Raw genomic sequence first — 13,986 nt, forward strand, 5'->3', positions numbered from 1 at the left:
TCGGTGAACCGAACGTCAACTTTGCGGCGCATGTTCGAGCTGTCGGCACGGCGCGGACCGGGACATTTCGAGGGCCCTGACCCTGGGCATCCTTCTGAGCTTCTCCGTACTCGGCAATCTGGGGCCTCCGATGGAGTCGATGCACAAGGTGGGCGACGACTTGAGCGCCGCAAGCGCCAGTGAACGCTCCGCGTAATCACCTATTTCGGACCTGAGTGCGCTCGACCATACTGACATCAGTTATCAGTTGTCAGATAACAGGCGATGGGGTCTTGCCGTTTGCTTGCGAAGTGGATCCAGTCACCCGGATAGATATCCGATGTCAGATAAACACGAGAGGCGTTATGAAGTTTCTAACTACCAATGGATCGAAGTCATTCAAAATTCCGTTGCGGGTTCTCCCGCGCGATGTATCGGCGGCTCTTGCGGCATGGTCTGTGTTGCTGCTGACTGTGCCGGCGGCCAGTTACGCTGAAGAAAATCAAGAGGCTCAAGTCTCCGCTGCACAAGCCAAGGATGCCAAAGCCCCGGCTGAAGGCGCCATCCGTAGCCTAGACACGGTCATGGTCACCGGCTCGCACATTCCGGGAATGGCCAATGCGACATCGTCTGCGCCCATCACGCAGGTGGGTGAACATCTCATCCGGGGTACGGCATCGATCTCGATTGAAGATTCGTTGAGCCGCATTCCCTCGATCACGTCCAGTAATTCTGCTTCGTCCAACAATAACTCGACTGGCGCGGAAGCGGCCAATGTCGGCGTGGCCACGGTCTCGCTGCGAAACCTGGGTTCCGCGCGCACGCTCGTACTCGTGAATGGCCGTCGATTCGTTTCGGGTGTGTCCGCCAACACCGGCTACGGCGTTGACCTCAACAGCATTCCCACGGCACTCGTCAAGCGTGTTGACGTGCTGACCGGCGGGCAGTCTGCCATTTATGGTTCCGACGCTATCGCCGGTGTCATCAACATCATCACCAAGACCAATTTCAGCGGCCTCGAAATCAACGCGTTCGGCGCCGATTCGCAGGCGGGCGGCGGTGGCCGGAAAAACGTCGATCTGACCTACGGGCAGAACTTCAGCTCGGGCAATGCCTGGGTGTCCGCGGGCCGCTCCGTCCAGGAAGCGCTGCACTCGCCGGACCGGCCTTTTTCATCCTATGAACTGGCCTTTGTTGATGGCAATAAATCGGGTGTTCTCGACACGATCACGCGGCGCCCCGGGCCTGCCCATGTGCCCGGTGGCGCGCTTTTCGTTGGCCCCAATGGCAACAACTTGGCGATCTTTGGCAGCGGCGCCCCATTTAACCGGAACCAGCCGCTGCTCGATGCCAATTTCAAGCCCACGAGCAATGCTGATTGGGACAACCAGTATGCCCGCCGCTATCTGGTGACACCGTACCAGCGCAACTATGTTGCCTCCGGCATGACCTTCGACCTCAGCCCGGACTCCCGTGCCGACGTCGAGCTCAACTGGACCAAGACTTCTGCCTCCGTGGGCTTGGAGCCGGCACCGCTGTCGGCGGTTGCAGATGTCTTCCGTGTCCCCCAAGGTGGCCGTACCGGCATTGATGTTGCCACCAGCCCCTACTTTGTCGGCAGCAGCGCTGGCCGCCAGTTGGTCACCGCCTTGGGCGCGGACACCTCGCTGGACCGCGTGCAAACGTTCAGGCGCCTGGCCGAGTTCGGCGACCGTACCGCTTCGTCCGAGCGCAACACCTTCCGGATTGCCACGGGTCTGACACATGACTTCAGCGACACGATGTCGCTGAAGACGAGCGTAATCTATGGTCAGACCTCGGCAACCCAGACCAATACGGGTGACATCAGCATCCCCAACTTCCGCAATGCCCTGACGATTGTGCCGAATGGGCGCGGCGGCTATCAATGCGCCGATGCAGTCGCGCGCATCGAAGGCTGCCGGCCGGTCAATCCCTTCGGCACGGTCGACAGCTTGGCGGGCCAAGCCGGCATTACCGGCATCTCACCGGAGGCGATCAAGTATCTGAAGATTGCGACGGGGGGCACGGGCAAGGTCAGTCAAACCGTTGTCAACACCGTTCTTTCGGGCCAGGCACCATGGTCGATTTCCGGCAAGCCGATCAGCTATGCAACCGGCCTTGAATACCGCAAGGAGGAAGGTGCGGAGACACCGGACTCTTACCGGCAGCAGGGCCTTTCCAGAGACTTGCAGGTTTCGGCGATTTCCGGCCAGTTCGATGTCAAAGAAGCCTTTGCCGAAATCGAAGCGCCGCTGGCGCGCTGGTTGATCCTGGATGCCGCCGCTCGCGTTGGCAAATATTCCACGATCGGCACGGCCAGCACTTATCGGCTTGGCTTGAATGCTCCCGTCATGGATGCCCTGCGCATGAGAGGAAGCTGGTCGCGCTCGATGCGCGCGCCCAACGTCAATGATCTGTTTTCCAACGGCACGACCACCGCTATCTCTACGACGACCACCGATGTTTGCAACGGCGTGACCGCAACGACGCCCGGCAATATTGCGCAGAATTGCCGCAGCATCCCTGCGGTTGCGAAGCGCATCGCCGACGTCGGTGTCTTTAAGCTGGTGGCCTCCGAAGCCAACAACACGCGCTTACTGTCGCTGGGCTCGCAGACGCTGGGTGCAGAGACGGCCGATGCGGTGACGCTGGGCATGGTGTTCACCCCGCTGCGTGGTCTTTCGCTGTCGGTCGACTACTTCGATATCAGCATTAAAGATGGCATCACGCGTATCAGTCCGGATGTTTTTGTGAAGAGCTGCCACGATGTTGCGCCGGGTTCGTTTGATGCCACCTGCGGCGGCAAGCTGACTCGCGATGTCAATGAGGGCCCGATGCTGAATCTGAGTTCGCCGTTGATCAACGCAGCCAGCATCAAGACGAAGGGCGTCGACCTGGAACTCAACTATTCGCAGCGGAATTTCGGCATTACCGCCTTCGCGAATTACCTGGAGAACTATGACGTCGTCAGCGCAAGCGGTGCGACCGAGAATTTCGGCGGACGTCCGCTGTATCCCAAGTGGCGCCTGACTCTCAATGGCTCATACAAGATTTCCGATCAGCTCGATGTGTTCGCGCAAGCCCGTTACCGTAGCGCGACCCAGGAGTTCCTCACAAAGAGTCCCTATTCCGAAGACTTGAACAACGTCAAATCCTCCACCTATACGGATCTGCGTTTCAATTACTCGGTCACGCCTGCGCTGAGCTTGTATGTCGGGGCCAACAATCTGTTTGACGTTCAGCCGGACATTCTTCCGCGCGGCGGTTTGGTCGGTACCAATACCGAACCGCGTGCGTTTGATGTGATCGGACGGCAGTTCTTCGCGGGTTTGAAGTTCAAGCTGAAGTGATGTCGCTGTAGATGGGTATCGACTCCCCGGGCAATTGGCAATGGATTCAATTGCGCTTGACCCCGGGGAGTGCGGGACCGCAAAGCTCAAAAAATCGGGGAAGCTTTGAATAATAAATTCAAAGCTTCTTTGCTCGAGTTCAAGCCCGGACTCGGCGCGCAATGACAAAGCGCGGTTGGACTTATTCTGCATCCCCCCGGCTTTCGAGGAAGCCTGCGGGCTTGAGTCAGGCCTGGTCAGGCTTCTTTTGGCTGTTCTGGCGTCTATTATTTCAGCCCCCAGTAGCAGCGCCAGAGGTTCACAACATGCTCGCCAAACGAGTCCTTCTAGCGGCTTCCGCATTCATCATGATCAGTTTTTCCGCAAGCATCCACGCCGGTGAACGCTGGCCCGACCTGCCCGTGCCGGTCAAAAATGGTGCCGGTGCCAAGATCGGCAACACCCTTTATGTCGGCCTGGGTAGCGCCGGCAAGGCTTGGTACTCACTCGACTTGGCCACGCCCGGCGCTCAATGGACCATGCTGGCCGAGTTTCCCGATGCGCCGCGCGATGCCGCGACCACGGCGGCCGTCAACGGACAGATCTACGTCTTCGCCGGCGCAGGCAAGCTCGATCCGAGCGATAAGACGGTGTTGATGTTCGACACGGGCTACAAATACGACCCGGCCGCCAACAGCTGGAGCAAGCTGCCCACGCGCACGCCCTTGGGCGCTCTGGCCTCGGCGGCGGTCTCATTCGACCAGCAGAACATCCTGTTCTTCGGCGGCGTCAACAAGCAGGTCTTCGACGGTTTCTTCATTGACAACGCCGCCGCCGGCGACGACGAGGACAAGCAGGCGGCCGTAGCCTCGGCCTATTTTGACCAGCGCCCGCAAGACTATTTCTTCACGTCCCAAGTGATGAGCTACAACGTGGCGAACAACCAATGGGCCCAGCTCGGCATCGACCCCAACTGGCCCATCGTAGGTGCCGGCGTGGCGGTCAAGGCCAAGGAGCTCGTGCTGGTCGGCGGTGAGGTCAAGCCCGGACTTCGCTCGCCCATGGCCAAGTTCGTGACGGTCAGCGGCAACAAGCTGAGCTGGAAGACCTCCACCCTGACGCCCGCCCCCGGCGACCAGGCTCAGGAAGGTGTGGCGGGCGCCTTCGCCGGCTATAGCGGCAAGGCCTTGCTGGTGGCCGGCGGCACCAATTTCCCCGGCGCCTGGAAGCAGTTCAATGCCGGCCAGAACTGGGCCCACAAGGGCCTGAAGAAGACTTGGCGCGATGAGATCTACGCCGAGTTGAATGGCCAGTGGCAGGTCGCAGGCAAGCTGCCCATGGCGCTGGGCTATGGCAACTACTTCCAGCTCGATCAGGGCTTGCTGATCGTCGGCGGCGAGTTGCAAGACGGCGCTCCCAGCAAGGCCGTCTTCGAGCTGCGCTGGAACGGCAAGAGCGTCGACATCATCCGTTGACGGGACGAAGGAGCCGGTCGGCACCCTATCAACCCAAGCACCCTTGGGCTTGCGCGATTAAGCGACGGGCAGGCAGAGCCGGCGGAGCGCGTCGGCGATGCGCTGCGACACCTCGCCACGGTAGGCGCCCGATGAAATATGGATGTGAATCATCTCCGGTTCGCAGGTGCGGCCATCGGTCAGCGGCGGCGAGACTTCGGTCGGATAGTCCGCAGCGGCCGGATCATGGAAATGGTCACGGTTGGTTTGCGTCGGCCGGCCGTCTTCGCCAAAACGCAGGTCCAGCAAATGCATTTGCGACGGTCGCTGCGCCGCCAGCTGGCGGTAGCCCTCGATCACCTCGCGATGTGCCGGCAAAGCCTCGTCCCACCAATGCGTGGCCAGCACATTGATCCAGGCGACTTCGGTCCAATTGCGGCCCAGGAATTGCGACTCGCGGTCGGCCAGCTCGCTGCCGAGGCGATCGACCATAGCCGCAAAATTGACGCCATGCTCGCTGGCATGAGGATCGCCGGCATGCGCGTCGGATTCGCCTTGTATCCACACAAAGCCGAGCAGGCGATTGGCGGAATTGGCCTGCAGCGCAAAGCGGGTGCGGTCACGCAGATCGAGGTAGAGCGGGGCGTCCGCGCCGGCCCAGGCCATCGCGCCGTTGGCATTCGAGTCCGCAGCGCCGGGGTAGTTGCAGACCGAGCGGCCGATGCTGGCACCGGGCTGATCCAGCGGCCCGCATTGCTCCGCTGGCGTGTAGCGGCCCGGATCGCCGTAGCTCATACCGGCCCCGCCATGGGCCTGAGGCATCAGCAGAATGCCGGCGTCTTCGGGCAAGAACGGCAGCAGCCGGCGCGCGATGAATACACCCGGCCCGACCGTGCCCGAGCGGCTCAGCTCAGGGTTGCCGCGCAGATTCGAGAAGCGCATGTCCTTGAGATCGTCGAGCTGATGGCTGGCATCGACGATCTTGTTCCAGCGATCTTCATAAACGCCATCCGGGCGCATGCCGCGGTAGCGGCCCAGTTGCTGGATGCGCGGCGAGGGCTGCATGTCCTCGCGCAGCGGCAAGGCCTCGCCGAAGCCCTGGGCATTGGATTGCCCCGCGATGACCAGCACATACCAATGGCTGACAGGTTTGGATTCGTTCATGGCTGCTCCTTTGCCCATGCAACAACGCCGGCCAGGCCGGCATCGCCGCCCAGGCGCGCGGCCGTGAGCTTCGGAGAATTGCGCACCGGCAGCTGCGCCAGCGCGCGCTGGATGCGATCGAGCATGCCTTCGGCGAGGCCGACGCTGCCGCCTATCACCACTTCAGACAAGTCCAGAATCATGTAAAAGCCTGCGATGGCCTCGGCCACAGCGCAGGCGGCATTGGCGATGATGGCCTCGGCCTTGGCATCGCCCTGGGCCGCCATGGCGAAGAGCTCGGCGCTGTTCAAGGCCCGACCGTAGATCGCCGTGGCTTGGCGGGCCAAGGCGCTGCCCGAAGCGACCATCTCCAGGCAGCCCTTGCGGCCACAGCCGCAGCAATTCTGGTGGTCCGCCGGGGCCAGGCGAACGCCGGCATGTCCGACATGCCCGGCCACCCCATGCGGGCCCAATCGCAGCTGGCCGTCCAGCACCATGCCACCGCCGACGCCGGTGGACAGGGTGATGAAGAGCAGATTGGCCGGGCCATCCTGCGGCCGGTCTTGTTGGCGCACCAGGTACTCGCCCCAGGCGGCGGCTTGGCCGTCATTGATCAAGGCCACAGGGCAGTCAAACAGCGAGCGCAGCATATCGCCAAGTGCGAAGCCGTCCCAGAAGGGAATGATGTCCAGGTTGACCGAACGCACGCGGCCGGCGTCGATATAGCCGGTGGTCGCGACGGCAACGCTGTCGGGCGCGGGCCAGGCTTGCAGGAGACTTTCGATGGCGAGGCGGAAGCCAGCCTCTTCATAGGCCATCGGGCATTGACGACGCTCGACAATGACACTGTTTTCAACGCGGGCGGCGGCGATCTTGGTCCCGCCTATGTCTATCGCAAGCAGCATCGCTCAGGCTTTCCCGGCAGTGGCCTGCTGCATGGCAGCGATGAACCATTCGGTGATGTGTTCGATGCGTGTGATGGCCGAACCCACCGTGACCGTGTAGGCCCCCGCGCTCAAGGCCGCGGCGGCATCGCTGGCCGTGCGCATGCGGCCCTCGGCCACCACCAGGGCACCAGCTTTTGCGAGCCTTGTCACCAGGCCCAGGTTGGGGCCGTCGGCCGGCACATCGGCTGTCTCTTCGGTGTAGCCAGAGAGCGTGGTGCCGATCAGCTCGCAGCCCAGGGCCTGGGCGGCCAGGCCATCCTCCAGCGTCGAGCAGTCGGCCATCGCCATGCGGCCGGCGGCATGAACGGCCTTGAGCAAATCGGCCATCGGCACCGGGCGCTTGCGCTGCGTGCCGTCAAAGGCGACGACGGCGGCACCGGCATCGATCAAATCCTGCACGTCTTGCAGGTAGGGGGTGATGCGCACCGGGCTGTCGGCCAGATCGCGCTTGACGATGCCGATCACGGGTGTGCCTGGCCATGCATCGACCACGGCGCGCACATTGCCGGCACCCTCGATGCGCAGCGCGCGCGCACCGGCGGCCACTGCGGCACCGGCCATCGCGACGATGATGTCCTGACGGTCCATGGGGCTACCAGGCACCGGTTGGCAGGAGACCACGAGCTGGTTCTTCAGTTGTTCGAGCTTCATTGTTTTCTCGGATAAAGCAAGCAGGCCACGCCATGCCCCGGTGCCTGGGTTTGCAACTCGGGCACCCGGGTCTTGCATTCGGGCAGGGTCTTGGGGCAGCGGGTATGGAAGACGCAGCCGGCGGGCGGCTTCAGCGGACTGGGGATCTCGCCGCTCAGCGGCTCCTCGTCCGAGAAACCGGCCTCGGTGTCCACCGTGGGCGAACTCTTCCAAAGCGCCTGGGTATAGGGATGCAGGCCGCCCCGATTGATGAGCTCGCGCGGCGCGTCTTCCATCAGCCGGCCGAGATAGAGCACCAGCACGCGGTCGCACATCGCCTCCACCATCGGCAGATCGTGCGAGATGAAGATGATGGACAGCTGGAGCTGCTTCTGCAGGTCCAGCAGCAGATTGATGATTTGCGCCTTCACCGAGGCATCCAGCGCCGCCACCGCCTCGTCGGCGATCAGCACCTTGGGCTTGAGCGCCAGCGCACGTGCAATCACCACGCGCTGCTTCTGGCCGCCCGACAACTCATGCGGATAGCGCTGCAGCACCGTGGCCGGCAGACCCACAATCTGCAGCAGCTGGGCGATCTCCTGCTGCTGCTCGGCGGCCTTGCCGCGCTTGTGCAGCACAAAGGGCTCGCGCAGGCACTGCGCTATCGTGAATCGCGGGTTGAGGCTGGCGTTGGGATCCTGGAACACCATCTGCAGATCGCAGCGCAGTTGCTTGAGGGCGCTGCCCCGGTAGTCCTGCAGCAGCTTGCCTTCGTAGCGGATCGCGCCGCTGCTGGGTTCCAGCAGCCGCATCGCCAGCTTGCCCAGCGTGGACTTGCCGCTGCCCGATTCGCCGACGATGCCGAGTATCTCGCCGCGTCTGAGATCGAAGGACACATCCTGCAAGGCATGCAGCGGCAGCGACTTGCCGAACAGGCCGAGGCGGGTGTCGAACTGGATGCCGGCCTGCTCGAAGCTCAGAACGGCATCGGGGGAATTGTTGCTGCTGCTCACTTGGGATCCACCATCTGGTCTGCGAAATCTGCGAAATCTGCAAAATGGCAGCGCACGAATTGCGCCTGGGGGAACTGGCTCAGGCCGGGCCGTTCGCTGCGGCAGATGTCTTGCGCCATGCTGCAGCGGTTGGCGAAGCGGCAACCAATATGGTCGCCATAGACGGTCTCGACCTGGCCGGGAATGCCGTAGAGCCGCCCCGGCAGCTTCGGATTGGGGACCGAGGCCAGCAGGCCCCGGGTGTAGGGATGGCGCGGGGACTTGAACAGGCTGCGCGTGTCGGCCGTCTCGACCAGCTGGCCGCCATACATCACGGCCACCCGATCGGCCACCTGGGCGACCACGGCCATGTCGTGGGTGATGAAGAGCACGCCCATGCCGACCTCGCGCTGCAGCCGGCGGATCAGCCTCAGGATCTGCGCCTGGATGGTCACGTCCAGCGCGGTGGTTGGCTCATCGGCGATCAGCACCTGGGGCTTGCAGGCCAGGGCGATGGCAATCATCACGCGCTGGCGCATGCCGCCCGAGATCTGGTGCGGGTACTGGCGTGCGCGCAATTCCGGTGCCGAGATGCCGACCAGCTTGAGCAGATCGATGGCGCGGCCGCTGGCCTCGGCCACCGAGCACAGGCCGTGCTTGATCATGGACTCGCCGATCTGGTCGCCGAGGCGATGCAGCGGGTTCAGCGAGGTCATGGGCTCCTGGAAAATCATGCCCAGCTGCTTGCCGCGCACGCTCTCCATTTCGGTGCCGCTCAGGGCCAGCAGGTCCAGTTTCTTGCCGTCGCGCCCGCTCAGCCAAGCCTCGCCGGTGATGCTGGCCTGGCTGGCCAGCAGGCGCATCAGCGAAAAAGAGGTGACCGACTTGCCGCAGCCCGATTCGCCAACGATGGCCAGCGTCTCGCCGCGATGCAGCGAAAAGCTCAGGTCGTTGACGGCCTTGACCACCCCAGCCGGCGTGGCGAAGGAGGTGCTCAGCCCCCTGACTTCGAGAATGACATCCGCGCTGCTCATGATCTTTGTCTGCGCCCGCCGCTTCAGCTCTTGAGCAGGCCGGTGGCACCGAGGATGGCCTTGATGCGGGCCACTTTTTCGTCCGACAACACCTTGTTGGGGCGGCTCATGTGACGGTTCTCGATGATGCCCAGCAGCTGCATCGCGGTCTTGAAACCGCCGACGCCCGAGGCGTTGGGGCTGGTGTCGGGCACGCCTTGGAAGACGATCTGGAACAGCTCGATGAGGCGCTCCTGCTCCTTGCGGGCGGCCACCCAGTCACCCCGCTTGGCGGCCTCGTAGAGGCGCACATAACCAGCCGGGTCGACGTTGCCCAGGCCGGGCACGCAGCCGTGGGCTCCGCCCAGCAGCGCGCCATCGACCATGATCTCGGAGCCGGTGAGGATGGAGAAATCGTCATTGCCGCCGAAGTCGCGCATCACCATGCGCATATTGCCGTCGTCGCCGCTGCTGTCCTTGAGGGCGCAGATCACACCCTTGTCGTACAGCGCGCGCAGTGTCGGGCGCTCCAACTTGATGTGCACGCAGACCGGCAGGTCGTAGGCCAGGATGGGCAGATCGACGGCGTCGCGGATCATCGTGAAGTGATCGATGGTCTCGGCCTGGCTGGTGCGGGTGTAGAACGGTGCGGTCACCACCAGGCCTTGCATGCCGGCATCGCGGGCCTGCTTGGCGTGTTCGATCACGCGGTCGGTGGTGGGGTCCATGGTGCCGGCGACCATGGGCACGCGGCCGTTGTTCTCTTCGGCCACGGTGGCCAGCACGTCGGCGCGCTGCGACGCATTCAGGAACACGCATTCGCTGGTCGAGCCGAGCACGAACAGGCCATGCACGCCGCCGTCTATCAGGTGGCGCACGACCTTGCGCAGGCTGGGCTTGTCGACTTTGAAGTCGTGGGTCAGCGGCGTGACGACGGGGGGAACGATGCCGTGAAGTTTGAAAGAGGACATGGGAGGGTCATTCCTTGATGGTTTTGGGGTCGAAAGCTTGGCGCAGCCCATCGCCAATAAAGTTCACGCAGAGGGCTGTGGTGATGATGAAGATGCCCGAGGGCAGCCAGATCCAGGGGTATTGCTTGAGGACGGAGCTCTCGCGCGCGATGCTGATCAGGCTGCCCCAGCTAGCATCTGGCTGCTGCACGCCCAGGCCGAGAAAGCTCAGGCCCGCCTCGGCCATGATGGCCGAGACGAAACCCAGCGAGGAGAAGACCACCAGCACGTCGGTGGTGTTGGGCAGCAGATGCTTGAAGAGGATGTAGCCGTGCCCGGCTCCCAGGGTCTTGGCAGCGGCGACGAACTCCATCTCGCGCACGCTCAGAATGCGCGCCCGCACCAGGCGGCACACCAGCGGCCATGACAGCAGGCCAATGATGAAGATGGTCTTGGCCGTGCCCGACCCGATCACGGCGGCCAGCGTCATCAGCACGATGATGGGCGGGAAGGTCATCACCAGGTCGACGAAGCGCATGATCAGCTTGTCGACCCAGCCGCCGAAATAGCCGGCGACGCCACCGAGCAAGGTGCCGATGACGAGCGCCAGCAGCACGCTGCAGGCACCCACCAGCAGCGAGATCTGGCCCGCCGCCATGGTGCGCGCCAGCATGTCGCGCCCAATCTGATCGGTGCCCAGCCAATGCTGGGATGAGGGCGGCAGCCGCACCGAATCCAGGTCGATTGCATTCGGGTCGAAGGCAAAGATCAGCCGCGAGAACAGGCAAGCCAGCGTGATCAGCGTGAAGACGCCCAGGCCCAGCATCGCGAGCTTGTTCGCCTTGAATTTGCGCCACTTGGCGGACGTCAAACTGGAGGAGTTCATGTGCATGTTCATGTGGCGGGTTCGGCTGCGCTTACTTCAGCGCAATGCGCGGATCGATCCACGAATAGAGGATGTCGGTCAGCAGGTTCACGAGCAGAATGGCCAGCGCCATGAACAAGGTGATGCCCATGATCAGCGGGTAGTCGCGGCTCTCGATGCCGTCGAGGAAGAGCGTGCCCATGCCGGGCCAGGAGAACACGGTTTCGACAAAGACCGCGCCGCCGACCAGCGCGCCGAAGTTGGCACCGATCACGGTGACGATGGGGATCAGGGCATTCGGGAAGGCGTGGCGCAGCATCACCTTGCCGGCGCTCAGCCCCTTGGAGGAGGCGGTGCGAATGTAGTCTTGGGTCATCACCTCAAGCAGACCGGCCCGGGTGTAGCGCATCAGGATGGCGATGAACTGCACCGACAACACGGCCGCCGGCAGCGCCAGGTGATAGAGGATGTCGGCGAAGTCCTCACGGCCCGGTGTCGAATAGCCGCCGGCTGGAAACCAGCCCAGCTGCAGCGAAAACAAATACATGCCCAGGATGCCGAGCAGGAAGGCCGGGCTGCTGATCGCCATATAGGCGAGGACGGAGAGCCCATGGTCGACGCGCGTGTTGTGGTGTCGCGCGGAAACGATGCCGAGCAGGATGCCCAACAAGGAGCCGCCCGCCAAGCCGCTGAAGGCGAGCAGCAGCGTCGGCGCGACGCGCTGCTTGATTTCATCCAGAACCTTGGCGCCGTCCTTGTAGCGGTAGCCCAGGTCGCCCTGCGCCACCTGCTTCACCCAGATGGCGAAGCGCAGCGGCAACGGCCGATCCAGCCCGAGCTCATGCCGCAGCAGCTCTTTCTGCTGATCCGTCAGGGCCTGCGTCGGGGGGACGAAGGCGTCCACCGGGTCGCCGGGTGCCAAGTTGATGAGCATGAACACGACCACCAAAATGGCCAGCAGCGTCGGGATATTGATCAGGATGCGGTTCAGGATGTACTTGAGCATTTAAGTCGTGGCGCGGCTTGACGCGGCGCCGTCTCTTTGACGAAACGTATCAGCGCAATGACCAGGTCTCGGGCAGATCCTGATAGCGGCCGCCGCCCGGCGCCGGTGTCCAGATCACACCCTGAGTGTTGTTCGCGAAACCGCCGAAGCGGTTGGCCACCCATAGCGGGATCCAAGGCAGTTGCGCGTTCGTGACACGGCACAAATTCTTGTAGATCTCGGTACGTTGTCCCTCGTCGGACTCGCGCTGGCCCGCCTGGAAGAGCTGGTCGATCTCTGGCGAGTTGACGCGCATGCGGTTGACACCTTTGGGTGGCGCATAGGCCGATGCCAACAGCGGAGCCAGCGCGCTGGGGTCCGGGCCGTTGCCGCTGCCGGCGAAGACCATGCTGAATTTGCCGGCATCCACCAGGGGGCCGAAGCTGGGTGCGTCGACGAAGCGCGGCTTCAAATTGATGCCGACTTGGGCCAGCATGAATTGCAGCGCCGCCACCACATCCTTGGACAGCTGATCGTTGTAATAGGTCAGCAGCTCGATCGGCTCGCCTTTGCTGAGCTTGTCCCAGCCGGCCTGCGCGAGCAGGGTGCGCGCCTGGGCGACATTGGTTTCATAGTGATTGATGTCAGCCGGCACGTATTTGGGCATTGTCAGCACGCAGTTGCCGAGCGTCGCGCCGCCGCCGTAGAGGCTTTTGACGATGGCCTTGCGATCGATCGCCAGCAGAATGGCCTCGCGGATGCGCACGTCCTTGAAGCGCGGGTCATTTTTGTTGACGCCGATGTAGTTCAGCACATGCGAGGAGCCGGCCACCACCTTGTAGGCCTGGTTCTTCTCGTTCTCCCTCACCTGGTCCAGCGTCAGATAGCTGTATTGGATCTCACCCGCCTGCAGCGCGATGGCGGCCGAACTGCCATCCTTGAAGTAGCGATTGATCAGCTTGTCGAGCTTGGGTTTGCCACGATAGAAGCTCGCATTGGCGGTCAGCTCCACATACTGATCGGGCAGGTATTTGTTCCATTTGTAGGGGCCGGTGCCGACCGGCGACTTCCACCAATCGGCGCTGCGCAAATCCTTGGCGGCAAGCTTGCCGAGCAGATGCTCGGGCAGGATCATGATGTTGGTGAAAGCATCGGGCAGCGTGGCGTCGGGGGCGCTCAGCGCCAGTACCACCGTGGCATCGTCTGCGGCCTTGATGTCGGCAACAGCGCCAAGGCGGCTCGCGAAGACGCTCGCCATATCGGGGTTCTGGACCATCTCCAGCGTGAACTTCACGTCGCGCGCGCTCAGCGGCTTGCCGTCGTGCCATTTCACGCCCTGGCGCAGCTTGATCGTCAGGGTCTTGCCGTCGGCGGAATAGTGCCAGCTCTGAGCCAGGTCGCCGGCGACCTTTTGCAGACCCACGTCGTACAGCGTCAGGGTGCTGAAGTACTTGTTGTAGAAACTGAAGCCGGCCGACGCCGTCAGCGGGTTGAATTTCTGGGCGTTGCCGGCCGGGCCCACGTCGAAGGCGCCGATGAAGGTTGACTCTGCGGCGATGCCTGCCGAAGCCGCCGCAGCCAGGCCGATCGCTGCCGCGATCGTCAGGGAATTTCTGCGCTTTCCAAGCATGTCTCTTGCCTACTGTAAGAAATGGCGAACGAACGGAACCCCCAGACC

The 13,986-nt window shown here is 63.0% G+C and carries 11 protein-coding genes; 2 read left to right on the top strand and 9 right to left on the bottom strand.

Annotated features, from left to right (window positions below):
- Positions 1–344: 344 nt before the first annotated feature.
- Positions 345–3,350, top strand: coding sequence for a TonB-dependent receptor domain-containing protein (locus LNV07_RS20185; RefSeq protein ID WP_263572981.1), 3,006 nt, complete (start codon positions 345–347; stop codon positions 3,348–3,350).
- 305 nt (positions 3,351–3,655) lie between these two features.
- The gene (locus tag LNV07_RS20190; RefSeq protein ID WP_263572982.1) at positions 3,656–4,804 is read left to right on the top strand and encodes an N-acetylneuraminate epimerase; all 1,149 of its coding nucleotides are present in this window, start codon (positions 3,656–3,658) and stop codon (positions 4,802–4,804) included.
- Between the two features lie 57 nt (positions 4,805–4,861).
- Here LNV07_RS20190 and LNV07_RS20195 read toward each other — a convergent pair whose 3' ends face one another.
- The 9 genes from LNV07_RS20195 to LNV07_RS20235 are packed head-to-tail and all read right to left on the bottom strand — an operon-like array spanning position 4,862 to position 13,938.
- Positions 4,862–5,947 carry a sialate O-acetylesterase gene (locus tag LNV07_RS20195; protein WP_263572983.1) on the bottom strand — a complete coding sequence of 362 codons (1,086 nt, stop codon included), beginning with the start codon at positions 5,945–5,947 and terminating at the stop codon, positions 4,862–4,864.
- Positions 5,944–6,831 (bottom strand): ROK family protein, encoded by an 888-nt coding sequence (locus LNV07_RS20200; RefSeq protein WP_263572984.1) that lies wholly within the window; start codon positions 6,829–6,831, stop codon positions 5,944–5,946. The genes LNV07_RS20195 and LNV07_RS20200 overlap by 4 nt, the downstream gene beginning before the upstream one ends.
- Positions 6,832–6,834: 3 nt before the next feature.
- The gene (locus LNV07_RS20205) at positions 6,835–7,524 is read right to left on the bottom strand and encodes an N-acetylmannosamine-6-phosphate 2-epimerase (RefSeq protein ID WP_263572985.1); all 690 of its coding nucleotides are present in this window, start codon (positions 7,522–7,524) and stop codon (positions 6,835–6,837) included.
- A complete protein-coding gene (locus LNV07_RS20210) occupies positions 7,521–8,516 on the bottom strand; it encodes an oligopeptide/dipeptide ABC transporter ATP-binding protein (protein WP_263572986.1) in 996 nt (331 codons plus the stop codon). Before LNV07_RS20210 ends, LNV07_RS20205 begins: the two co-directional genes overlap by 4 nt.
- Complete coding sequence (locus LNV07_RS20215) at positions 8,513–9,529, bottom strand: ABC transporter ATP-binding protein (protein WP_263572987.1); 1,017 nt, start codon at positions 9,527–9,529, stop codon at positions 8,513–8,515. Before LNV07_RS20215 ends, LNV07_RS20210 begins: the two co-directional genes overlap by 4 nt.
- 23 nt (positions 9,530–9,552) lie before the next feature.
- Positions 9,553–10,479 (bottom strand): dihydrodipicolinate synthase family protein, encoded by a 927-nt coding sequence (locus tag LNV07_RS20220; protein ID WP_263572988.1) that lies wholly within the window; start codon positions 10,477–10,479, stop codon positions 9,553–9,555.
- Between the two features lie 7 nt (positions 10,480–10,486).
- Positions 10,487–11,344: an oligopeptide ABC transporter permease gene (gene opp4C / locus LNV07_RS20225; RefSeq protein ID WP_263572989.1), complete on the bottom strand. Its 858-nt coding sequence runs from the start codon at positions 11,342–11,344 to the stop codon at positions 10,487–10,489.
- Positions 11,345–11,375: 31 nt separating this feature from the next.
- Positions 11,376–12,329 (bottom strand): ABC transporter permease, encoded by a 954-nt coding sequence (locus LNV07_RS20230; protein ID WP_263572990.1) that lies wholly within the window; start codon positions 12,327–12,329, stop codon positions 11,376–11,378.
- 49 nt (positions 12,330–12,378) lie between these two features.
- On the bottom strand, positions 12,379–13,938 hold the full coding sequence (locus tag LNV07_RS20235) for an ABC transporter substrate-binding protein (RefSeq protein ID WP_263572991.1): 1,560 nt from the start codon (positions 13,936–13,938) through the stop codon (positions 12,379–12,381).
- Positions 13,939–13,986 lie beyond the last annotated feature (48 nt).

It is taken from the genome of Roseateles oligotrophus (genome assembly GCF_025717515.1).
Taxonomy (GTDB): Bacteria; Pseudomonadota; Gammaproteobacteria; order Burkholderiales; family Burkholderiaceae_C; genus Paucibacter_A; species Paucibacter_A oligotrophus.